Origin of the sequence: Bradyrhizobium manausense (assembly GCF_018129685.1) — a bacterium.
GTDB lineage: Bacteria > Pseudomonadota > Alphaproteobacteria > Rhizobiales > Xanthobacteraceae > Bradyrhizobium > Bradyrhizobium manausense_D.
Genome location: NZ_JAFCLG010000007.1, coordinates 152,572 through 174,780, shown reverse-complemented (window position 1 = coordinate 174,780; position 22,209 = coordinate 152,572). Strand labels below are relative to the sequence as shown.

At 62.9% G+C, this 22,209-nt stretch carries 17 protein-coding genes and 1 tRNA gene; 5 read left to right on the top strand and 13 right to left on the bottom strand.

Annotated features, from left to right (window positions below; translation table 11 throughout):
- Positions 1-299 precede the first annotated feature (299 nt).
- Entirely contained in the window at positions 300-1,676 is a 1,377-nt protein-coding gene (locus JQ621_RS19020; protein ID WP_212236195.1) for an AAA family ATPase, read from the top strand.
- An 8-nt stretch (positions 1,677-1,684) separates the two neighbouring features.
- Positions 1,685-2,605 (top strand): DUF4435 domain-containing protein, encoded by a 921-nt coding sequence (locus tag JQ621_RS19015; RefSeq protein WP_212236194.1) that lies wholly within the window; start codon positions 1,685-1,687, stop codon positions 2,603-2,605.
- 139 nt (positions 2,606-2,744) lie between these two features.
- Here JQ621_RS19015 and JQ621_RS19010 read toward each other — a convergent pair.
- A tRNA-His gene (locus JQ621_RS19010) sits at positions 2,745-2,821 on the bottom strand.
- 280 nt (positions 2,822-3,101) lie between these two features.
- On the bottom strand, positions 3,102-3,533 hold the full coding sequence (locus JQ621_RS19005; RefSeq protein WP_212236193.1) for a phasin: 432 nt from the start codon (positions 3,531-3,533) through the stop codon (positions 3,102-3,104).
- A 532-nt stretch (positions 3,534-4,065) separates the two neighbouring features.
- On the opposite strand from JQ621_RS19005, the gene JQ621_RS19000 reads away from it, so the two are divergent.
- Entirely contained in the window at positions 4,066-7,551 is a 3,486-nt protein-coding gene (locus JQ621_RS19000; RefSeq protein ID WP_212236192.1) for a PAS domain-containing sensor histidine kinase, read from the top strand.
- Positions 7,552-7,738: 187 nt separating this feature from the next.
- Positions 7,739-9,463 carry a caspase family protein gene (locus JQ621_RS18995; protein ID WP_212236191.1) on the top strand — a complete coding sequence of 575 codons (1,725 nt, stop codon included), beginning with the start codon at positions 7,739-7,741 and terminating at the stop codon, positions 9,461-9,463.
- Between the two features lie 89 nt (positions 9,464-9,552).
- On the opposite strand, the gene JQ621_RS18990 is transcribed toward JQ621_RS18995, so the two are convergent.
- From JQ621_RS18990 to JQ621_RS18940, 11 genes are all read right to left on the bottom strand, one after another.
- A complete protein-coding gene (locus JQ621_RS18990; RefSeq protein ID WP_212236190.1) occupies positions 9,553-10,725 on the bottom strand; it encodes a thiolase family protein in 1,173 nt (390 codons plus the stop codon).
- A gap of 252 nt (positions 10,726-10,977) precedes the next feature.
- Complete coding sequence (gene serA / locus JQ621_RS18985) at positions 10,978-12,567, bottom strand: phosphoglycerate dehydrogenase (protein WP_212236189.1); 1,590 nt, start codon at positions 12,565-12,567, stop codon at positions 10,978-10,980.
- Between the two features lie 227 nt (positions 12,568-12,794).
- Positions 12,795-13,967 (bottom strand): phosphoserine transaminase, encoded by a 1,173-nt coding sequence (locus JQ621_RS18980; protein ID WP_212236188.1) that lies wholly within the window; start codon positions 13,965-13,967, stop codon positions 12,795-12,797.
- 79 nt (positions 13,968-14,046) lie between these two features.
- A complete protein-coding gene (locus JQ621_RS18975) occupies positions 14,047-14,238 on the bottom strand; it encodes a hypothetical protein (protein ID WP_249125383.1) in 192 nt (63 codons plus the stop codon).
- Between the two features lie 174 nt (positions 14,239-14,412).
- The gene (locus JQ621_RS18970; RefSeq protein WP_212236186.1) at positions 14,413-14,877 is read right to left on the bottom strand and encodes a GNAT family N-acetyltransferase; all 465 of its coding nucleotides are present in this window, start codon (positions 14,875-14,877) and stop codon (positions 14,413-14,415) included.
- 16 nt (positions 14,878-14,893) lie between these two features.
- On the bottom strand, positions 14,894-15,484 hold the full coding sequence (locus JQ621_RS18965) for a glutathione S-transferase family protein (RefSeq protein WP_212236185.1): 591 nt from the start codon (positions 15,482-15,484) through the stop codon (positions 14,894-14,896).
- A gap of 75 nt (positions 15,485-15,559) precedes the next feature.
- Positions 15,560-16,321, bottom strand: coding sequence for an outer membrane protein (locus JQ621_RS18960; RefSeq protein WP_212236184.1), 762 nt, complete (start codon positions 16,319-16,321; stop codon positions 15,560-15,562).
- 168 nt (positions 16,322-16,489) lie between these two features.
- A complete protein-coding gene (locus JQ621_RS18955; protein WP_212236183.1) occupies positions 16,490-17,326 on the bottom strand; it encodes an outer membrane protein in 837 nt (278 codons plus the stop codon).
- A 247-nt stretch (positions 17,327-17,573) separates the two neighbouring features.
- Positions 17,574-18,824: an MFS transporter gene (locus tag JQ621_RS18950; protein ID WP_212236182.1), complete on the bottom strand. Its 1,251-nt coding sequence runs from the start codon at positions 18,822-18,824 to the stop codon at positions 17,574-17,576.
- A 278-nt stretch (positions 18,825-19,102) separates the two neighbouring features.
- Entirely contained in the window at positions 19,103-20,446 is a 1,344-nt protein-coding gene (gene glmM, locus JQ621_RS18945; protein WP_212236181.1) for a phosphoglucosamine mutase, read from the bottom strand.
- Between the two features lie 220 nt (positions 20,447-20,666).
- Positions 20,667-20,834: a hypothetical protein gene (locus JQ621_RS18940; protein WP_212236180.1), complete on the bottom strand. Its 168-nt coding sequence runs from the start codon at positions 20,832-20,834 to the stop codon at positions 20,667-20,669.
- Between the two features lie 119 nt (positions 20,835-20,953).
- Here JQ621_RS18940 and JQ621_RS18935 point away from each other — a divergent pair, with 119 nt between their 5' ends.
- Complete coding sequence (locus JQ621_RS18935) at positions 20,954-22,096, top strand: alpha-hydroxy acid oxidase (RefSeq protein WP_212236179.1); 1,143 nt, start codon at positions 20,954-20,956, stop codon at positions 22,094-22,096.
- The last annotated feature ends 113 nt before the right edge of the window (positions 22,097-22,209 follow it).

Here is a 22,209-nt window from a genome sequence, read left to right as displayed (position 1 = left end):
CGCGCGCTCGAGTTTAGTGCACTGCCCGCAATTGAACGCCTCGCGTTGGACCACAGATCGGTTGACGTAAATCTTCGACGGATCGCTTAATGGCGATTAGACTTTTGGTTGATTCACGGGCCAAAGGGTATTCCAAGTCGCGTTCTCTCAGGTAAGCTGAAATCCATCCGCCGACGGCTTGCGGGTCAGACTACTCCCAGGCGATTAGGCCCCTTTGCGGGCGAAATAATTTGGTAGCTGGGAGGCCACGTAGCAGGAACGATAATGCAGTCCAATTCCCGAGCCGCAGAGTACTTTTGATGATTGATCAATTTCGTGCATTTAGAGCAGAGAAAATAGTCGGTGACGACACATATGAACTCTCTCTCGATTCGGACGCAACAATTATCGTTGGGCCTAACGGCACTGGCAAAAGCACTTTACTTAGCGTTTTCTACCTTTTCATAACGAGACAATGGTCACGACTTCTTCAATACAAATTCTCGAAGTTGTCACTGCTGCTTGAGAACGGCGAAATTTCCATCTCGAGGGCAGATCTGTTCAGCGTAGATTCCCTGTCGCTATCGAAGGTAGCGCCGCGCGTGCAGTCGCTGTTAGGGCGACTGGTTCAGACGCCCTATTTAGGACAGTTCCTTTCCGGAGCTAATTTTACGCCGAACGAGATCGCGCTGGTATCCGGTCTCCTCGATATTCCGATCGAAGAGTTTGTGCCTTTCCGCCAATACATCGTTCGACAAACGAAGGACCTTTTTGACGAGGCATTCCTTGATGTCGAGCGGAAGCTAGTTGAGATAAAATTGCCTAAGGTGCTCTACCTGCCCACATATCGAAGAATCGAAAAAGACCTCAAATCGATTCTGCCAGACATTGAAGAGCGCATGCGTTCGCGCGCTGTGGAAGGCTCGATGTTCGCCCGACAGGGGCAGAGCTTTGCAGAAATCGTCAGCTTTGGCATGGAAGACATCGGAAAAATGATTTCCGAATTTACAGCCAAGCTCAACACGGTAGCAAAGAACAAATCAAATTCTGCTGCTCAAGAATATATTCGCGACATGGTACAGGGTCGCATCAAAGATTACTCGATCGGCTCGATCCGGGACATCCCACCCACCATTATTGGAGAGTTCGTCGACCGGTTAGACAATCAGCTTCTTTCTTTGGACGACAAACAAAGGTTGCGCGCTGATATCGACAAGCTAAAGAAACGTTCGGTGGGCAAACCAACAAAGGACATGCAGTACCTCGGATTTTTCGTCGAGAAGATGTTGCAAGTCTACCTTGATCTAAAGGATGAAGAGGCCCCGCTTGTACAATTCGCAACGGTCGTCCAAAAATATTTTACGAACAAAATTATCAACTACAACAACTACAATCTGAACATATTTGACTTACACGAAAATCCAATTCAGCTAAACGACCTGTCGTCGGGCGAGAAGCAAATACTGTCTATCTTTGCTTACTTGTTGTTGACCACCGACCCGAGCTATCTGGTTTTTATTGATGAGCCAGAATTGTCCTTGTCGGTGCCATGGCAGAAGGCCTTTCTTCCGGACATCTTGGATACTGCGCGATGCAAAATGCTGCTTGCGGTCTCACACAGCCCCTTTGTTTTTGACAATGAGTTGCGGGGGCAGATTGTCGACGTCCGCAAACTCCGCAAGCATGCGGTTGGTTGAGCGCTCTAATGTCAGATTTCGAGACGCTTCTTCTCCAAGAGCAACGCAACCCAAACGCGACAATCCTTCAGTTCTTTCTATCCAAGTACGACTCGGAGCAGATTGTAGTGGTTGTCGAGGGTCCCGATGACCAGCCCTTTTATTTCGATTTCCTCGCAGACTATTTTCCCGGCAAGAGCATTTTCTTTTTCCACTGCTCCGGAAAGCCATCCCTCCTTGCTCTGAAGGCATTTTTGGAATCCTACAAGCTCGGGGTTCAGCCCGAGCGGCTTCTTTTTCTCGCCGACAAGGACTTCGACGACTATTTACAATTCGATGACCCTGGCGTTCACAAGACGCGGGGATATTCAATAGAGAGCTACTTTGTCGATCCAAAATACTTCGAATACATCCTGCGCAAATTTGGCGGCAGTCAGTTATCCAATAAAACGATCGGCGAATTGGTCGCCACATTTGAAGCAAACCTAAAGGTGGCAGTAAGAACGACCATCGTCCCGATGGCTGTCCTTTGTGCGATCCGATCGTTCAATCGGAGTGCGGACTTTGATTCCATCTCGTGCGCCGATTTGGTAAAGGTTTCGACGGACATCAAACCCAACCGGCAAAGAAGGACCAAAGCCCTCGGCCAACTTTTGCGGGCTGGAGAGTCGGTCGACTTTCACTCAGTGCTGTCGCTTGCGCGGAAATTTCAAAAAGACGACTTCAGTTTATGGCTGCGTGGAAAGCACGGACTTCAGCTTGCGCGAGCAGTGAGCCGCATAGTTGGAAACCTTCATCCCCAATGCAAAGGCGCTTTGCAAATACTGAGTTCCCTTCTCGGTACAGAGGCCTTCAGGCAAGCCAAAAGTTTTCTCGGGGACTTAGCGGGGCTTCGCCAATATTGCCTCGGCCCGCGAGTAGTGCATGCCCACGACGATGGAAACGGATAACCACGGGTCTTCTTTGGATAGGGTCTGCCGCGACTTGCGAAATGTACCGCTGTTGGAGGCCGGATAACAGCAGCGAAAGCTTTGCCGTTGCACCCTTCGGGCAGCCGATAAGAGGGGGAATTCGAATTATCCACACCGCTGGTACAGTTGGGTGGGCTCGAACCACCGACCTCCTGTTCCACAGACAGGCGCTCTAACCAACTGAGCTACAACTGCATCCTTGCGAGCCGCCTTGGGCGCCTGGACGGGCCGGTACCGAGGGGGGCTGGACGGGGCGGAAACTAGGTGCAACGGCCGTTTTTGGCAAGGCCGCAAACGGACGAAAAACCAGCAGAAATCATCTTCTGCGCGATGAAATCGGCATATTGGGGGAAACTCCCCGTGGGGAGGGAACCCTCACCCGGCGCTCCGCGCCGACCTCTCCCGCAAGCGGGAGAGGTGAAAAAACCCGGGCCCATGAGGCCCGGGTTCTTCAACTCACGACCCTGCCGAAAGATCAGGCGGCGGGGTAGAACTTCGAGGCGCTGGCCTTGATCGGCTCGGCGGCGGCAGTGGCCGCCCGCTGCGCGATCTCGGCGAGTTCCTTGGCCTGGGCCTGGAAGGTCTCGAGCTGCTTCTTGGAATGGCCGGTCCAGAGCTGGAAGGCGTCGGTCGGCGACTTCACGCTGAACAGCTCCTGGGTGAAGTCGAGATGGGCCTGGGTGTTGGCCTTCATGAACTCCATCACCTTGGCGGCGTATTCGCTCGCGCCCTTGTGGGCGGAGGAGAACACGGCCTCGATGGTGACGTTGTGGCTCTCGGCGGCGTCCTTGAACTTGGCGTAGTTTTCACGCGCCTGCGAAACGCCTTTTTCAGCGAACGCACGCACCTGCTCCGGGACCTCGAACGGAATCACGGAGGCAGAGAATGGATCAGTCGCACCTGTCATGGTTGTCCCTCACGGTCGTTGAATATTGGAGTGAACCTGGCGCGCCCGCCGGCCAACCGGGGCCATTTCTTTTTTGCAAGTGGCGGGTACGAAAACTGGATACGCAGAACACGAGAGGCTCGTCGTCCAGTGCCCAGTAGTATCCCTGCTTAACATGTCAGCATTGTGCGGCGCAATGTGACAGCGGGTGCGTTGCGATAATTTAATCCCAGGGGTGAGTGTTCCCCGGCGGGGGAACCGGGAGTTGAGGTGCGTGCATCATTTTTTGAAGGCGCAGGAGGGGGAGGGAACGCACCTTTTGCCGGGCGCGGGTCACTGCCTCGCATTCAAACTCCCGGCGAATCCTGCGGATGCGGCCGCGCGATGCCTTGCGGGGGCGGCTGGATTAAGGTTATCGCGGCTTTAGGACCTCCCCCCTAGACAGGGGGCGTGGACCTGCCCGCGGCCGCGGGCGATACTAACTCTTTCTTAAGGCTGCCATTCCGGGCAGTCGCCCTGCGTGACGCGCGAGCGCGAGATACAAGCCGGTCGGATGACGAATTCGGATTTCCAGTTGCGGAGCGTCGGCGATCCCAGGCTGTCCGTGCATGCAACCTCGCCCCTGCCGGCCTGGCTCTGGTCGCCCGACGGTGCGCGCGTGCTGTGGGCCAATGCGGTCGGCGCGAAATTCTTCGGCGTGGCCAATGCGGCCATCCTCGCGCAAAGGACGTTCGGACCGGCCGACAGCCATCGCCGCCAGGTCGCGCAGCTCGGCCGCCGGCTCTCCGCGAACGGTGCCATCAGGCTGGAGCGGATGCGCGGCTTTGGTGCCCGCCTCGGCACGCTGATGACCTGCGCCTGCGCGCGGATCGCCTTTTCCGATGGCACTGAAGGCGTGCTCGTCTCCGCGATGGATGCGGGTGCGCGCAGCATGCCGCTGGTCGAGCGGCTGCATGGTCTCGTCGACGGCGCGTCGGTGCCGATGGCGGCGTTCGCGCCTGACGGCATGTTCGCCGGCGCCAGCGACGCCGCGCGCCCCCTGCTCGGCTTTCGCGATCTCAGTGAAGCCGGCCTCGAGCAGGCGCGCAGCGATGCGCTGAAAAACGGCCGCGCCGAGGTGCCCATCGGTATCGGCAACATGGTGCTGCAGCGGGTCGGCACAGGTAGCGATGTCGGCCTCATCGCGATGATCGAGGCGGCGGCGCAGGCTCAGCCGGCAGCCGAAAGCGTGCAGGATGCCGCGCCAGAAGCGATGCCGGCTCCCGCGGCCGAGGTGCCTGACGAGCCCGCCCCGCAGGCGGCCGTCGAGACTCCACAAGCGCACGGGCTGGATGCCGGGATCGCGATGTTCGATCCGTTCGCCGAGGCGGACGAGGCGCCTGCCCAGAAAACGACCGTGCCCACGGTCGAACCCGCGGCGGAAACACCGGTTGAAAACCCGCCCGAGGCCATCGTGCCGCCGCAAGCCGTGCCGATCACCACAGCCATGGTCGAGCCGCCGCCTGCCCAAGCGGAGACACCGCGCCAGCATCCGCTGCGCTTCCTGTGGCAGATGGATGCGCAGGGACGCTTCGTGCTCGGCTCTGACGAGTTCATCCGCCTGATCGGGCCGCACACCGCGGCCGGGTTCGGCCCGCCTGGCTTCGGGCGGACTTGGCGCGAGATATCAGAGCAATTTGCGCTCGATCCCGACGGCCGCGTGGCGCAGGCGCTCGCCAGCCACGACACCTGGGCCGGCATCACCGTGAACTGGCCGGCCGACGGCGGCGAGCATCTGCCGGTCGAGCTGGCGGGCTTGCCGGTCTACGACCGCGATCGCAACTTCGCGGGCTTCAAGGGTTTTGGCGTCTGCCGCGATCTCGACGGGCTGAACCGGCTGGATGCGCTCCGCCGCTATGAGCTGTTGGTCGCGCCGCAGGCGCAGCACGGCCTTGCGGCCGAAACCGTCGCGCCCGATCCCGCAGCGGAGGCCAGGCCTGCGGTCGCGGCGGACACTCCGGCCGAGCCGCCGCCTGAGCCTGAGCCCAAAGCCCAAGTTGAGGCCGAAGTTGAGGCCGAAGTCGAGACTGCGTCCGAGACTCCAACCGACCCCGAACCGCCTGCACTCACAACCGAAGCGAATTCACACCAAGCCGAATTGGAAACGCCAGTGGAAACGCCTCCGAATGTCGTGCCATTCCGCGCACCCGGTGACTCCAGGTCAACAGGTGACCTGAGGTCAACAGGTGACCAGAGATCACCCACGCTGACGCCGGTCGAGAACAGCGCGTTCAACGAGCTCGCGCGGCAATTGTCCGAGCGGCTCGAGCGCGATCGTGAGACGATGGCCTCCGCGGCGGCCGAACCGCCGGCGGACGAGACCGCACATGAAACGGTGCAGCTGGAGCCTGTCGTCACCGAGCCTCTGATCACTGAACCCGTGACGTCGGAGCTTGAAGCACCGCCGGCTGCGGCCGGATGGCTGACCGAGCCCGCGCCGCCCGCGCAGGGCCACAGCATGCGCGACCGCGCGCTGCTCGATCTCGTGCCATCGGGCATGCTGATCTACCGGCTCGATCGCCTGCTCTACGCCAACCCCGCTTTCCTCGCGCGCATGGGCTACGCGAGTCTCGGCGCGCTGGAAGACGCCGGTGGGCTGGACGCACTTTACGTCGAGCCCGGCGTCTCCGCCGCGAGCAGCACGTCGCAATCAGGAACGCCGGTGACGATCAGCTCCGCCATTGCCAATGGCGAGCAGCCGCCGGCGACCACGGAAGCGCATCTGCACACGATCGACTGGGACGGCGCCAGCGCGCATGCGCTGATCTGCGCGCTGCCGCATGCCGAGCCCGTCTCGGCCGCGCCTGCGATCGCCGCGCCGCCGGTCGCCGCCGGGACCATCGTGCCCGAACCCTTCCCCTCCGCGCCGGATCTCGAGCCGGAGGCCGGCGAGGCCGATGCGGAAGATCTCGCCGCGATCCTCGACACCACGGCCGAGGGCATCGTGATGTTCGATTCCGAAGGCAACATCCACGCCTGCAATCGCAGCGCCGAGGCGCTGTTCGGCTATGACGGCGAGGCGCTGCTGCAGCTCAACCTGCTGACGCTGTTCGCGCCGGAGAGCCAAGAGATCGTCGTCGACTATCTCGAAAGCCTGAAGAGCCAGGACATTGCGAGCCTGCTCGATCACGGCCGCGAGGTGCTGGGCCGCGAGAAGAAGGGCGGCGTGCTGCCGCTCGCCATGATCATGGGCCGCACCCGGCCCGACGGCCCGAACTTCTTCGCCGTGTTCCGCGATCTGTCGCACGCCAAGAAGGACGAGAGCGAGCTGACGCAGGCGCGGCGCCTGGTCGATGGCGCCGCCAATGCCAAGGCCGACATGCTGGCGCGGATCAGCCACGAGATCCGCACGCCGCTCAACGCCATCATCGGCTTTGCCGAGGTGATGATCTCGGAGCGTTTCGGCGCGCTCGGCAATGAGCGCTACGGCGAATACATGAAGGACATCCGCGCCTCCGGCGAGCGCGTGATCGCCATCATCGACGATCTCTTGGAGCTGTCGCGGATCGAGACCGGCAAGCTCGATCTTGCCTTCGCCAACCTCAATCTCAACGACCTCGTCGAAGCCTGCGTCACGGTGATGCAGCCGCAGGCCAATCGCGAGCGCATCATCATCCGCACCTCGCTCGCGCACGCGCTGCCGCAGGTGACCGCCGATGCGCGCGCGCTGCGGCAGGTGACGATGAATCTGATTTCGAACTCGATCAGGCTCGCCAGCGCCGGCGGCCAGATCATCGTCTCGACCGCGCTGTCCGATCGCGGCGAGGTGGCGCTTCGTATCAGGGACACCGGCCATGGCCTCAGCGAAAAGGAAGTCGCCGCCGCCATGGAGCCGTTCCGCACGCCGCCGCCGGGCGATGCCTCTGACAATTCCGCGCTGAGCCTGTCGCTGACCAAGGCGCTGGTCGAAGCCAACCGCGCCCGGTTCAACATCAAGAGCGCGGCAAACTCCGGCACGCTGATCGAGGTGACGTTCGCGCCCGTGGCGGCGCGGGCGTGAGGCGCCGCGCAGAATTCCGCCGCTTCGTGCCCCATGCCGATCTCGCGTGGGCGAACCGGGTTCCCGCGCGCGTATCGGCCCGTTTGCAGGACATTTGTGCCCGAGAGTGACGTCTATCACGGAGACGGCGCTTGCGTTGGACGACGCTCTGAATGATCTTTGTCGCATTGCGATTTCAGGTTTTCGAATGGGTGCCCTTCGGCTGTTTTGCCTGGTTCTTTCGGTTCTCTGGCTCAGCTCGGATTCGGCAGAAGCTGCGCGTCGGGTAGCGCTGGTGCTGGGCAATTCCGCCTACAAGAGCGTGCCCCGGCTGACCAATCCCGTGAACGACGCCGTCCTGGTTGGCGGCATGTTCAAGAACGCGGGATTCGACTCGGTCGACATCAAGACGGATCTGAATGCCGTCGACATGCGGAAAGCCCTGCGCGAATTCGGTGGGCGGGTGCGCGACGCCGACGTCGCCATCATCTACTACGCCGGTCACGGCATCGAGCTGGACGGGACCAATTACCTGATCCCGACCGACGCGGCGCTCGAGACCGACAGTGACGTTCTGGACGAGACGGTGGCGCTTGACCGCGCGCTCTTCGCCGTTGAGCCTGCCAGACAGTTGCGGCTCGTGATCCTGGACGCCTGCCGCGACAATCCATTCGCCAAATCCATGAAGCGCACGGTCGCTGCGCGCGCCATCGGGCGCGGGCTCGCAAAGGTCGAGCCGACCACTCCGAACACCATGATCGCCTTTGCGGCAAAAGCAGGATCGACGGCTTCGGACGGAGATTGGAAAAACAGCCCGTTCGCGGCAGCGCTCGTCGAGCGGCTTCCGACCCCCGGTCTCGATTTGCGCAAGGCGTTCGGGTTTGTACGCGACGATGTCTTGAAGAGCACCGGTTACAGGCAGGAACCCTATGTTTATGGCTCCCTTGGCGGCGAAGACGTGCCGCTGGTCCCGGCGAAGCCGGCTGCGACATCGCCGCAAGCGAGCCCGCAGGATGCCGTCCGCCGCGACTACGAGCTGGCGCTCCAGATCGGCACCAGAGAAGTCTGGACCGCATTCCTGGCGCAATATCCCGACGGTTTTTACGCCAGCCTCGCCAAGGGGCAATTGAACCGCATCGCCGTCGAAGAGACCCGCGCGGCGGCGGCCGCGAAGGCCGGACCGGCCGAGGAAAATACCCGGCCTGCGGCCGACCTCGCCAAGACGGCCCAGCCGGACAAGGCGGCGTCCGAGACAAAGCTGATCGCGGACGCGAAGCTTCGCGAAAAGCAGCCGACCGACAAGCCTCTAGCCGCCACAAGCCAAGGCGACCTCGCCGCGCTCACGCCGCCCCAAAGCCAGCCTGCCCCGACCCCGCCGGACCTCGCCAAGCTGGTGCAGCTCGAACTGCGCCGCGTCGGTTGCATGACGGAAGCGGCCGATGACGACTGGACTGCGATCTCGCAGCGGTCGCTTTCGACGTTCAACAAATTCGCCGGGACCAAACTCGATCCCAAGCTCGCGAGCCTCGATGCGCTTGAAGCCATCAAGGCCAAGCCGGGTCGCGTCTGCCCGCTGGTCTGCGAGCGCGGCTTCAAGCCAGCCGGCGAGCAATGTGTGAAGGTGACATGTCAGCGCGGACAGGCGTTGAACGAGAATGGCGAGTGCGCCGCAAAGGATCAGGACGGCGCGCCTGCGCGGACACCGGACCGGCCGCGTGCCTCCAAGCCCGAGACGCCAAATTCCAAATCGACGGAGCAGCGCCCCGGGCGAGGCGGACAATGTAGCGGCATCAGCCAGCGATGCGCCGTCGAGATCGGCGGCAAGTGCAATCCCGCCACGGGAGCCTGGGAGTATGGGCGCAATGGCGCCGGAGGCAATACGCAGGCGTTCAACGCCTGCGTCGGACGAATGCTCGCGGGTCGCAAGCAATAGCGACGCGAGGCTTGTCGTTTCGTGGCGATCGGTCCGCAACAGGCACGGCGTTTGCGGCGCCGTGCCCTTCACGTTTCAATGGTCGTGGATCAGCTGTAGATCTCGAACAGGCCGGCGCCGCCCTGGCCGCCGCCGATGCACATGGTCACGACGCCCCACTTGGCCTTGCGGCGGGCGCCTTCCTGCAGCAGATGGCCGGTGAGACGTGCGCCTGTCATGCCGAAGGGATGGCCGATCGCGATCGAGCCGCCGTTGACGTTGTACTTGTCAGGATCGATGCCGAGCTTGTCGCGCGAATAGAGGCACTGGCTGGCGAAGGCCTCGTTGAGCTCCCAGAGATCGATGTCGTCGATCTTGAGGCCATGACGCTTGAGCAGCTTCGGCACGGCGAAGATCGGGCCGATGCCCATCTCGTCCGGCTCGCAGCCTGCGGCTGCCCAGGCGACGAAACGGCCGAGCGGCTTGAGGCCGCGCTTCTCGGCATCCTTGGCTTCCATCAGCACGACGGCGGCGGCGCCGTCGGAGAGCTGGCTGGCATTGCCGGCGGTGACGAACTTTCCCGGGCCCTTCACCGGCTCGAGCTTTGCCAATCCTTCCAGCGTGGTGTCAGGGCGGTTGCACTCGTCGCGATCGACGACGTAGTCGACGATCGATTCGGCCTTGGTGGCCTTGTCGACCACCTTCATCCTGGTCTTCATCGGGACGATCTCGTCCTTGAACTTGCCCGCCTGCTGCGCCGAGGCCATGCGGCGCTGCGACTCCAGCGAATATTCGTCCTGGTATTCGCGGCTGACCTTGTAGCGCTCGGCGACGATGTCGGCGGTATCGATCATCGCCATGAAGATATCAGGCGCGGTCTTGAGCAACTCCGGATCGACCGTCTCCTTCGGCGTGCCGCCACCAGGCATCGAGATGCTCTCGACGCCGCCGGCGACGATGCAGTCGGCACCGTCCGAACGGATCGAGTTCGCGGCCATCGCGATGGTCTGCAGGCCCGACGAGCAGAAGCGGTTCACCGAGACGCCGCCGGTCGACTTCGGCAGCCCTGCGAGCAACGCGGCCTGACGGCCGATGTTCGGCGCGCCATGGGCGCAATTGCCGAGATAGCAATCCTCGACATAATCCTTCTCGACGCCGGCGCGGTCGACCGCGTGGTGAATGGCGTGGGCCGCGAGCGACATCGGCGGCGTGATGTTGAACCCGCCACGGCCGGACTTGGCCAGGCCCGTGCGCGCGTAGGAAACGATGACGGCTTCACGCATTGTTTTCTCCCTTTCGAACGATGGTACGGAGGCGTTCTGGACGCCATTGGTACACAAAGTTTGGCGGGCTTGGGAGAAATAAAGCGCCGCGCTGCATCAACAAAAACGCCGCCCCTTGCGAGAACGGCGGCGTTGTTCCGCATGTCGGAATATATGATATGATGATCGTCATTCCGGAGCGATGCGTAAGCATCGCATCCGGAATCTCGAGATTCCGGGTTCTCGCTTCGCGAGCCCCGGAATGACGGTGTATCAGAACGTCAGCGCCTTGGCCTGCTTGACCTGCGGCAGCGCCTGCACCTTGGCGAGCAGATCGGCCGGCACGGCGCCGTCGACCTCGACCAGCGCGATGGCATCGCCGCCTTGCGCGACGCGGCCGAGATGGAAGGTCGCGATGTTGATCCTGGCGTCGCCGAGCAGGCTCGCAAAAGCGCCGATGAAGCCCGGCTTGTCCTCGTTGGTGACGTAGATCATCGACTTGCCGAACTCGGCATCGACGCGGATGCCCTTGATGTCGACCAGGCGCGGCTTGCCGTCGTGATAGACCGTGCCGGACACCGAGCGCTCCTGGCGTTCGGTCGCAACCGTCACGGTGATCAGGCTCTCATAGTCGCTTTGCGCGGCGCGGACGATCTCGTCCACCACCATGCCGCGCTCCTTGGCGACCACGGGTGCGGAGACGACGTTGACTTCGCCCAGCATGGGGCGCAGCAGGCCCGACAGCACGGCCGACGTGATCGCCTTGATCTTCATCTCGGCGACATGGCCCTCATAGGTGATCTCGACCTTGAGGATGCCGCTCTCCGTGAGCTGGCCGGCGAACGAGCCGAGCTTCTCGGCGAGCGCGATGAAGGGCTTGAGCTTCGGCGCTTCTTCCGCGGTGATCGAGGGGAAGTTGACCGCGTTCGAGATCGCGCCGGTGAGCAAATAGTCCGACATCTGCTCGGCGACCTGCAGGGCGACGTTCTCCTGCGCTTCCGTGGTGGACGCGCCGAGATGCGGCGTGCAGATCACGTTGGGATGGCCGAACAGCACGTTCGAGGTCGCGGGCTCCTCGACGAACACGTCGAAGGCGGCGCCGGCGATGTGCTTGGCGTTGAGCGCATCGACCACGGCCTGCTCGTCGACGAGACCGCCGCGGGCGCAATTGATCAGGCGCACGCCCTTCTTCATCTTGGCGATCGCAGCAGCGTCGATGATGTTCTTCGTCTTCTCGGTCAGCGGCGTGTGCAGCGTGATGAAATCGGCGCGCTTGAGCAAATCATCGAGATCGACCTTCTCGACGCCGATGTCCTTGGCGCGCTCCGGCGACAGGAACGGATCGAACGCGACCACCTTCATGCGCAGGCCGAGCGCGCGATCGGCGACGATCGAGCCGATGTTGCCGCAGCCGACGACGCCCAGCACCTTGCCGGTGATCTCGACGCCCATGAAGCGGTTCTTTTCCCACTTGCCGGCCTGGGTCGAGGCGTCGGCCTGCGGGATCTCGCGGGCGAGCGCCAGCATGAGCGTAATCGCATGCTCGGCGGTCGTGATCGAATTGCCGAACGGCGTGTTCATCACGATGATGCCCTTGGCCGTGGCGGCGGGGATCTCGACATTGTCGACGCCGATGCCGGCGCGGCCGATCACCTTGAGGTTGGTCGCCTTCTCCAGGATCTTTGCGGTCGCCTTCGTCGCGGAGCGGATCGCAAGGCCGTCGTAATTGCCGATGATCTCGGCGAGCTTGTCCTTGTCCTTGCCGAGGTTGGGCTGGAAGTCGACCTCGACGCCACGATCCTTGAATATCTGCACGGCGGCGGGCGAGAGCGCGTCGGAAATGAGAACTTTGGGTTTGGTCATCGGAATGTTTCCTTCACACCCTCCCCTGGAGGGGGAGGGTCGGCGCGAAGCGCCGGGGTGGGGTGAAGCTACGGAAAAGAGAATCGCCGGTGCGCCGTGTGGAGAGATCACCCCACCCCGCCGCACCGTCTCGTTTGAGCATGATCTTGTCGGAAAACCGGATACCACTTTTCCGGATCATGCTCGTCGGTGCGTCGACCCTCCCCCTCCAGGGGAGGGTTGAGAACTCAGGCGGCCTTGGCCAGCGTGGCCTTGGTCTCGGCGAACGCCCAGTCGATCCACTGCGTCAGGATCTCGACATCCTTGGCCTCGACGGTGGCGCCGCACCAGATCCGCAGGCCTGCCGGCGCATCGCGGTAGTAGGCGAAGTCGTAGCCGGCGCCTTCCTTCTCGATCAGCGCGACCAGCTTCTTGGAGAACTCGGCCTGCGCGTCTTCGGAGAGCGAGGTGATCGCGGGGTCGGTGAACTTCAGGCACACCGAGGTGTTGGAGCGGATCGCGGCGTCCTTGGCGAGGAAGTCGATCCAGGGCGTCTTCGCCTTCCAGTCGGCGAGCACCTTGGTGTTGGCGTCGGCGCGTGCAATCAGCGCCTTGAGGCCACCGATCGACTTGGCCCAGTTCAGCGCATCGAGATAGTCCTCGACGCAGAGCATCGACGGCGTGTTGATGGTCTCGCCGACGAAGATGCCTTCATTGATCTTGCCGCCCTTGGTCATGCGGAAGATCTTCGGCAGCGGCCAGGCCGGCTTGTAGGTTTCCAGCCGCTCCACCGCGCGGGGCGACAGGATCAGCATGCCATGCGCGGCTTCGCCGCCGAGCGCCTTCTGCCAGGAGAAGGTGACGACATCGAGTTTTGCAAAATCGAGCGGCTGCGCGAAGGCGGCAGACGTCGCGTCGCAGATCGTCAGACCCTCGCGGGTCGCACTGATCCAGTCGGCATTCGGCACGCGCACGCCTGATGTGGTGCCGTTCCAGGTGAAGACGACGTCGCTCTTCGGATCGACCTTGGAGAGATCGGGAATCTCACCGTAGGCTGCGTTCAGCTTGGTGACGTCCTTGAGCTTCAATTCCTTGACGATGTCACTGACCCAACCCTCGCCGAAGGATTCCCAGGCGAGCGTGGTGACGGGCCGCGCACCGAGCAGCGACCACAGCGCCATCTCGACCGCGCCGGTATCGGACGCCGGCACGATGCCGATGCGATAATCAGCGGGCACTTCAAGCACTTCGCGCGTCAGATCGATCGCGAGCTTGAGCTTGGTCTTGCCGACCTTCGCGCGATGCGAACGGCCGAGCGCTGCGTCCTTGAGATTTTGGGCATTCCAGCCGGGGCGCTTGGCGCAGGGGCCGGAGGAGAAATGCGGCACGGCGGGCCGCGAAGCGGGCTTCGCTACAGTCATGATCTACCCTTCCAGATAGTAAGCCTCCCGTTGGGGGGAGGTGTCCCGCCGCGGCTGATACGGGAATCGGGAAGACCAGTCAAGGAAGTTCCGGCGTCTCACGCTGGAGTGATGGCGCTTCCGGGGCGATGCCGGGGGCCTCGACCGACGCGAGCGCGTTCAGCAAGTCCGTGGCCTCGTTGATCAATTGCACGGCGCGGCGGCGGCTGCCGACTTTCAAAATGCATTTGTCGTTGGCCTGAACAACGTAATCGTTGCCGACCTTGATCATGGAATAGCTTGTCATCGAAAATCCCCGAACCGACCGAGCCCGGTGTCCTGACGCTGCGTAGCACCATTCGTTCCAGGGTCCACGTGAACGACGAACGGGTAGTTTATCAGCTGTTAAGATGAACGAACGCGCGATCCGATTTCGTCGATCGCGCAACGCTGATCGTATGTTGCCTCAAAAACGAACAGTCATGCCGGCATGGCTCAACGAAAATCCGAGACGCTTGTAGAAGCGCTGCGCATCGACCCGGCTCGAATGCGTCAGCAGTTCGACCAGATTGCAGCCCCGCGCTTTTGCTTCTGCGATCGCCCATTGCACCAATTGCTCGCCGATGCCGCGGCTGCGACAGTCGCTGGCAACACGAACATCCTCGAGCAAACCGCGAACGCCGCCTTGCGAGCTGATGCCCGGGAGCACGGCGAGCTGCAGGCAGCCGACCACCCTGCCCTCGCTCTCGGCGACCACCAGCGCCAGATTGGAATCGCGCTCCACCCGCTCGAATGCCTGATAGTACGCGGCAGGCAGCGGATCTTCGACGCGCTCGCGGGTGCGACCGAGATGATCGTCGGCAAGCATCGCCACGATCGCGGGGACGTCCTCGCGGCGTGCGCGACGAATGGAGACGGATTTATCGTTCATCGGAAGACTCCGGAGCTCAGCGCGCCGGCGGCAGGCCAAGATAGGTTTCAGTCTCGCCGATCCAGCGGCGGATGGCGGCATGGCGGCCGAGATCGAATCCGCCCTCATGCGCCACGCGCGTATAGGCGAGCAACGAGACGTCGGCCAGCGACACCTCGTCGCCAGCGAAGAAGCGGCTCGCCGCCAAATGCTGCTCCATCCGATCGAGCGCAGCATAACCGCGCTTGACCTTGTCAGGATCGAGCTCGGATGCGGCCTTGCCGAGATAGACCATCTGGAAACGGCACACCGCGATATAGGGCTCGTGGCTGTATTGTTCCCAGAACAGCCATTCGTCCATCTTGGCGGCAGCGAAAGCGTCACGCGGAAGCAGCGCGCTGTCGCGGGCGAGATAGCGGATGATGGCGTTGGACTGCGCCAGCGTACGGCCGTCGTCGAAGGCGACGGTCGGCACCTGGCCGGCGCCATTCATCGCGAGGAATTGCGGGGTGCGCGTCTCGCCCTTGCGCGTGTCGATCTCGACCCAGCGATAGGGCAATGCGAGATGGTCGCACACCCACTTCACCTTCAGACAATTGCCGGAATTGCTGTCGCCGTAAATCTGCATCGCCGCTGCCCTGTTGTCGCGCGACAGAGCATCAGGACGTGACCGGCCTGTCAACCTCAGTGCGGCGAAGCGGCGTCAGAACTTGTAGCCGAGGCCGAGGCGGACCGTATTGATGTTGGTCTCGATGTTCGTGGTCACGCGCTGGTATTCATATTCTGCGCGGGCGAACAGGCCGCCGACCAGCATGGCGTCGAAGCCGACACCGGCGGAATAGCCATAGACGAGTGTGGTCTTGGAGGTGGAGGTCGGCGTCGCAAGCACCGGCGGCGGCGAGGCCGATATGAAAGTGTTGACCGACTGGCTGCCGAAACCGCCGCCGATGAAAGCGTAGGGCAGGAAGCATCCCCAGGCGTAGCCGGCGCGAACCCGCAGCGAGCCGAAATCGGACAGGCCGACCACCGCCGTCGAATCGGTGCTGGCGATGACGACATTGCTGTTGTTGTAAGTCACCCCGCGCGAATGCGATGTCGACTTGAAGCCGCCGTGAATGTAGTTCGCCTCGACGCCCATGACGACGTCGTCCCATTGCCCGTTGTAACCGGCAAAGGCGCCGTAGCCGGCCGAGGTGCTCGTCGCATAGCCGAGCTGTTGCCAACTATAGGTGGGACCCGGCGATACGAAACCCGCCTGCAGGCCGCTGTTGATGTTGGGCGATATCTTCGATGTGATGGTACCGAAGTCGCCCTGGCCGCCGACGTAATAGCCCTGCCAGTTCGGCCGCCCGCTGGACAGACCGTCGGTGAAGCCGCCGCGCAGGACGGGCAGATCCGGCATATCGGCCGCGTGCGCGGCCGACACCGTCCCCAACATCGCCGCCGCCAACAAAAGCCCACGCATCGCAACGCTCCATCGAACTCGAACTCTTCAGCGTGATCATGGCTCGTTAACCTTAACCAATGGTTGCGTCCGGCGTTGTCGTCGCCATCAGCCATGAAAAATATGCAAAGCAAAACGGCGCGGGATGATCCCGCGCCGTTAAGAGGTATTAAGCGATGGGGCTTGCGATCAGCCCTTGGTGACGAGCGGCGGCGGCACATAGGCCGGCGGGGTGTTGAGCTCCCAGCGCACGCCGAGCTTCACGTCGTTCGAGGTGATGTTCTTGACCTTGATGGTGGTGGGGCCGGAGATGCTGCCATCGAACGCACGGAAGTTGCCGGGCGAAGCTTCGCCGAGATCCATGTAGCTGTAGGCCAGTTCGACGGTGAACCCGGGGTTGACCTTGTAGGCGAGACCGGCATGGGCGGCCCAGGCGAAGTTCCACTTACCGTTGGTGTCGAAATAGGTGACGCTGTTGGACAGCGCGCCGTTGGTGTAGCGGACGCCGTTGTCCTGGAAGCTCGAGAGCTGGTTGTAGGCGCCACCGAGGCCGGCGCCGATGAACGGCGTGATGCACCACCAGGTGCCGAGATCGACATAGGCGTTGGCCATGACGACCCACTCGGACTTGCTGCCGGTGTAGGTGTTGGCTTCGACGTCGGTCGGGCCGAGGCGGACGCTCTGCGAACCGTGCAGATTGGCTTTGCCGCGGTACTGTCCGGTCACGTCGGCGCGGAACCAGTTGTTGAAGCGATAGCCGACACCGACGTCGAACAGCGGCGAGGAGTCGAAGCCGAGGCCGGCCGTCGTGGTCGGGAACGTCGCCGAGGTCGCGCTGTCGATGCTCTTGGCGGTCTGATTGGTCATGCCGATGTCGCCGCGCAGATACCAGCCGCCGAAATCGGCGGGCGGGGCGGGCGGCGCGTACATGGGGGGCGGCGCCGCGATCGGCATATCGGCGGCAAACGCCATCGACGAGATCAGAGATGCCGCACCCGCGGCAAGGAGAGACTTAACGCTACGCATTGGCTTCGTCCTTATGGCCGGTGAGGCTGAATACCGGCGCCTCACGTTCTGGAAACTCACGAGGCGGACGATGGCAGCAAATGCTTAAGCGCCACTTAACCCTAATTTTTAAGGTTGATTTTTTCTGAGCGCACACGCGGATGCGGCGCAAGCGTTGCAAAAATGCGGCAGCCGATGCGCTGGAAGACGCGTGGGCGCCGCAATTGCTAATGATTGGTGAAACCGCAATGCGGCGAGGCAGGATCCGTTAACGCTTGTGCTGCGGCAGCCTGGGCAGAAACACCGCAAGCAGGCCGATCGCCGGCAGATAAGCGCAGACCTGGTAGACGAACTCGATCGAGGTGTGATCGGCGAGCTTGCCGAGCACCGCGGCCCCCAAACCGCCGATGCCGAAGGCGACGCCGAAGAACACGCCGGAGATCATGCCGAAGCGATGCGGCACCAGCTCCTGCGCGAACACGATGATCGACGATGTCGTCGAGGAGATGATGAGCCCGATGACGACCGACAGCACCGCGCTGGCGTAGAGCCCGGCATAAGGCAGCGCCAGCGTGAACGGCAGCGCGCCGAGGATCGAGATCCAGATCACGATCTTGCGGCCGAAGCGATCCCCTAACGGTCCGCCGAAGAACGCGCCGACGGCGTTCGCGGCGAGGAAGATGAAGAGATAAATTTGCGCCGCCTGCGTCGACACGCCGAAGCGGTCGATCAGATAGAAGATGTAGTAGCTCGACAGGCTCGAGACGTAGAGCTGCTTGGAGAACAACAGCGCCACGAGCACGAGCAGCGCGACCGCGACGCGGCGCGAGCTCGGCCCGCCTTCCTGCGCGTGAGCCGGGGCCAGTTTCCGGGTGGTGATCTGCGGTTCGTACCAGCGGCCGATACGCCAGAGGATGACAATCGCGAGGAACGCGATCGAGGAGAACCAGGCGATGCTGCCCTGCCCGAACGGCACGACGATGAGAGCTGCGAGCACCGGCCCCATCGAGGTGCCGAAACTGCCGCCGAGCTGGAACACCGATTGCGCAAAGCCGTAGCGGCCGCCCGAGGCGAGCCGCGCGATGCGCGCCGATTCCGGGTGAAACACCGCCGAGCCGAGACCGACCAGCGCGGCCGCAGTCAGGATGACGAGATATTGGTGCGCGGCGCTGAGCAGCAGCAGCCCGAAAAAGGTCGAGGCCATGCCGATGGACAGCGAGTAAGGCTGCGCCTTCTTGTCGGTGTAATGCCCGACCACCGGCTGCAGCAGCGAGGCCGTGAACTGGAACGCCAGCGTGATCATGCCGATCTGCGCGAAGTCGAGCGCGTAGGTATCCTTCAGGATCGGATACACCGAGGCGATCAGCGACTGCATGGTGTCGTTGAGGAAGTGCGAGAAGCTGATGCCGGCGAGCACGACATAGGCCGGCCCCGCGGCGGCCTTCACGGCGGGGGCAACGTCGCCGCCGACGATGGGCTCGGTCAGCGTTTCCGCATGGACGACGACAGGCTTGTTCACTGGAGCTTCCCGGCAGGGGCGGCGAACCGCCGCATCCGCTGGTTACGATGCACGGGACGGCGAAACCACCGCCAATCGCAAATGGCTGGGATGCGTAGGTTTGTCACTTACCCTCCCCTGGAGGGGGAGGTCGGCTCACATTGAGCGCTGCGAAATGTGAGACGGGGTGGGGTGAAGGCCTCTCCGCCCTCGACGCTGCCCGCGTGGGGAGATCACCCCACCCCGCTCGCGCTTCGCGCGATCGACCCTCCCCCTCCAGGGGAGGGTAAGAAGAAGGCTCACGCCGCGGCCTGGCCCAGCGCCGAGACAATGGTGTCGACGACGTCCTCGACCAGGATGCGGTCCTCGCCCTCGCCCATGACGCGGATCACGGGCTCGGTGCCGGAGGAGCGGATCAGCAAACGGCCATGGCCGTTGAGGCGCTTCTCGCCGTCGGAGATCGCCGACTTCACATCGGTGTCGTCGAGCGGCTTGCCGCCCTTGTGGCGAACGTTCTTGAGGATCTGCGGCAGCGGATCGAAGCGATGGCAGACCTCGGAGACCGGCCGGCGCAGCTTCTGCACCACCGCCAGCACCTGCAGCGCGGCCACGAAACCGTCGCCTGTGGTGGCGTAGTCCGACAGGATGATATGGCCGGACTGCTCGCCGCCGAGATTGTAGCCGCCGCTCAGCATCTGCTCGAGCACGTAGCGGTCGCCGACCGGCGTGCGCACCAGATCGAGCCCCTGCTCTTTCAGGAAACGCTCGAGGCCGAGATTGGACATCACGGTGGCGACGATGCCCGGACGCGACAGCCGTCCGTCTTCCTTCCAGCTCTGCGCGATCACCGCCAGCAACTGGTCGCCGTCGACGACATGGCCGCGCTCGTCGACCAGGATGACGCGGTCGGCGTCGCCGTCCAGCGCGATGCCGATGTCGGCGCGCATCTCGCGCACCTTCTTCGACAGCGCTTCCGGCGAGGTCGAGCCGCAATCCTTGTTGATGTTGAAGCCGTCGGGCTCGACCCCGATCGGCACCACATCGGCGCCCAATTCCCAGAGCGCTTCCGGCACCACCTTGTAGGCGGCGCCATTGGCGCAATCGACCACGACGCGCAAGCCATCGAGCGAGAGATCGCGCGGCAGCGTGCGCTTGGCGAACTCGATGTAACGGTCATGCACGCCGTCGATGCGGCGGGCGCGACCGAGGCTAGCGCTCTGCGCCAGCCGCCGGTCGATCGGCTCGTCGAGCAGCAGCTCGATCTGCTTCTCGACGTCGTCGGAAAGTTTGAAACCCTGCGGGCCGAACAGCTTGATGCCGTTGTCCTCGAACAGGTTGTGCGAGGCCGAGATCATGACGCCGAGATCGGCGCGCATCGACTTGGTCAGCATCGCCACGGCCGGCGTCGGCATCGGGCCGACCAGGAGCACGTCCATGCCGACTGAGGTGAAGCCCGCGACCATCGCGTATTCGATCATGTAGCCGGACAGCCGCGTGTCCTTGCCGATCACGACCCGGTGGCGGTGATCGCCGCGCTGAAACGCAAGGCCGGCGGCCTGGCCGACCTTGAGCGCGAGCTCCGGCGTGATCAGTCCGTTGGCGCGGCCCCGGATCCCGTCCGTCCCGAAATATTTGCGGCTCATCATCGTCCCCCACGCAACAACCAGGGATCCCCAACACAACCTCCGGGTGCCCTGACGCGACCCGCATCCCTGATTTGCTGAGGTCTTATAATGCCTGGGCCGCTAAATTGGCTTCAAAAAATATGATGAATCATTACGGAACCGGACTTGGCGGCGAACCGGTAACCTGTTGTTAACATTATATTTCCGCTTCGGACGCGGGAACGAGGCGGAACTGGCCTCAGCCCTTTCGCTTGACGTGGCCATCCTCGCGGCTCGGCGCCGGCTGGATGACGTTGACCGGGTCGGAGCCCGGAAAGGTCTCCTCCAGCCCCTCCTCCAGCGCGTCGTCGAGGTCCTGCTTCTGCTTGATTTCTTCCGGCGAAGGCCCGGTGCGCGGCGTGGTCATGGCGCCCCTCTCGCAAACGATTTGGCTGTGCATCCAACCATGCTAGATGACCCCTAAACCTTCCGATGCAAGACTTCCTAAGACAAGACTCCCTAAAACAAGACGGGCGGGGAACGTTCATGAAGCATATCACCTGTATCGACGATCTTCGCGCACTGCATAAGCGCCGCGTGCCGAAGGCATTCTTCGACTATTGCGACCGCGGCTCCTATGCCGAGGAAACGCTGCGCGCCAATCGCGAGGACTTGCAGCAGATCAAGTTCCGCCAGCGCATCCTGGTCGACGTCTCCAAGCGCGACACCTCGACCACGATCCTCGGCGAGGTCTCGACCATGCCGCTGGTGCTGGCGCCGGTCGGCCTGCTCGGCATGCAGCACGGCGACGGCGAGATTCACGCCTGCCGCGCGGCGCAGGCCGCCGGCATCCCGTTCACGCAGTCGACCATGTCGATCTGCTCGATCGAGGACATCGCCGCCGCCGTCGAGAAGCCGTTCTGGTTTCAGCTCTACGTGATGAAGGACCGCGGCTTCATCAAGGAATTGATCCAGCGCGCCATCGCGGCAAAGTGCAGCGCGCTGGTGTTGACCGTCGACCTGCAGGTGATCGGCCAGCGCCACGCCGACATCAAGAACGGCATGACGATCCCGCCCGAATGGTCGCTGTCGAAATTCATCGACTTCGCGACCAAGCCGGCCTGGGTTTCCGGCGTGCTGCAAGGCAAGCGCCGAACCTTCGGCAACATCGCAGGACACGTGAAGAACACCGAGGACCTCAACCGCCTCGCCGAGTGGACCGCCTCGCAGTTCGACACCTCGCTGAACTGGAAGGACGTCGAGTGGATCCGGAGCATCTGGCCGGGCAAGCTCATCATCAAGGGCATTCTCGACGTCGAGGACGCCCAGGAAGCGGCCAAGACCGGCGCGCAGGCGCTGGTCGTGTCGAACCACGGCGGCCGTCAGCTCGACGGCGCACCGTCCTCGATCGAGGTGCTGCCGGAGATCGTCGACGCCGTCGGCGAGAAGATGGAGATCATGTTCGACGGCGGCATCCGCTCCGGCCAGGACGTGATGCGCGCGCTCGCGCTCGGCGCCAAGTCGTGCATGATCGGCCGCGCCTATGCTTACGGGCTGGGCGCCGGCGGCCAGGCCGGCGTCGCCAAGGCGATCGACATCATCCAGAAGGAGCTGCTCACCACCATGGGACTGTGCGGCGTGAACCGGATCGAGGAGATCGACGATCACGTGATTGCGGAGGCACCGTAGGGATGCAAGTGCCGTAGGGTGGGTTAGCTCAGCGGATGCGCGAAGCGCAATCCGTTGAGCGTAACCCACCAACTTCGGTCGGCATTTGCGGAAGCTTGGTGGGTTACGGCTTC

Bases quoted from the DNA above. Each gene is read 5' to 3' on its own strand.
- JQ621_RS18935 (WP_212236179.1), top strand. From the start codon at position 20,954: ATGAAGCATATCACCTGTATCGACGATCTTCGCGCACTGCATAAGCGC.
- JQ621_RS18940 (WP_212236180.1), bottom strand. From the start codon at position 20,834: ATGACCACGCCGCGCACCGGGCCTTCGCCGGAAGAAATCAAGCAGAAG.
- glmM (WP_212236181.1), bottom strand. From the start codon at position 20,446: ATGAGCCGCAAATATTTCGGGACGGACGGGATCCGGGGCCGCGCCAAC.
- JQ621_RS18975 (WP_249125383.1), bottom strand. From the start codon at position 14,238: ATGATCAAGGTCGGCAACGATTACGTTGTTCAGGCCAACGACAAATGC.
- JQ621_RS19015 (WP_212236194.1), top strand. From the start codon at position 1,685: ATGTCAGATTTCGAGACGCTTCTTCTCCAAGAGCAACGCAACCCAAAC.
- JQ621_RS18990 (WP_212236190.1), bottom strand. From the start codon at position 10,725: ATGCGTGAAGCCGTCATCGTTTCCTACGCGCGCACGGGCCTGGCCAAG.
- JQ621_RS18995 (WP_212236191.1), top strand. From the start codon at position 7,739: ATGGGTGCCCTTCGGCTGTTTTGCCTGGTTCTTTCGGTTCTCTGGCTC.
- JQ621_RS18970 (WP_212236186.1), bottom strand. From the start codon at position 14,877: ATGAACGATAAATCCGTCTCCATTCGTCGCGCACGCCGCGAGGACGTC.
- JQ621_RS18980 (WP_212236188.1), bottom strand. From the start codon at position 13,967: ATGACTGTAGCGAAGCCCGCTTCGCGGCCCGCCGTGCCGCATTTCTCC.
- JQ621_RS18955 (WP_212236183.1), bottom strand. From the start codon at position 17,326: ATGCGTAGCGTTAAGTCTCTCCTTGCCGCGGGTGCGGCATCTCTGATC.
- JQ621_RS19020 (WP_212236195.1), top strand. From the start codon at position 300: ATGATTGATCAATTTCGTGCATTTAGAGCAGAGAAAATAGTCGGTGAC.
- JQ621_RS19000 (WP_212236192.1), top strand. From the start codon at position 4,066: ATGACGAATTCGGATTTCCAGTTGCGGAGCGTCGGCGATCCCAGGCTG.
- JQ621_RS18960 (WP_212236184.1), bottom strand. From the start codon at position 16,321: ATGCGTGGGCTTTTGTTGGCGGCGGCGATGTTGGGGACGGTGTCGGCC.
- JQ621_RS18965 (WP_212236185.1), bottom strand. From the start codon at position 15,484: ATGCAGATTTACGGCGACAGCAATTCCGGCAATTGTCTGAAGGTGAAG.
- JQ621_RS19005 (WP_212236193.1), bottom strand. From the start codon at position 3,533: ATGACAGGTGCGACTGATCCATTCTCTGCCTCCGTGATTCCGTTCGAG.
- serA (WP_212236189.1), bottom strand. From the start codon at position 12,567: ATGACCAAACCCAAAGTTCTCATTTCCGACGCGCTCTCGCCCGCCGCC.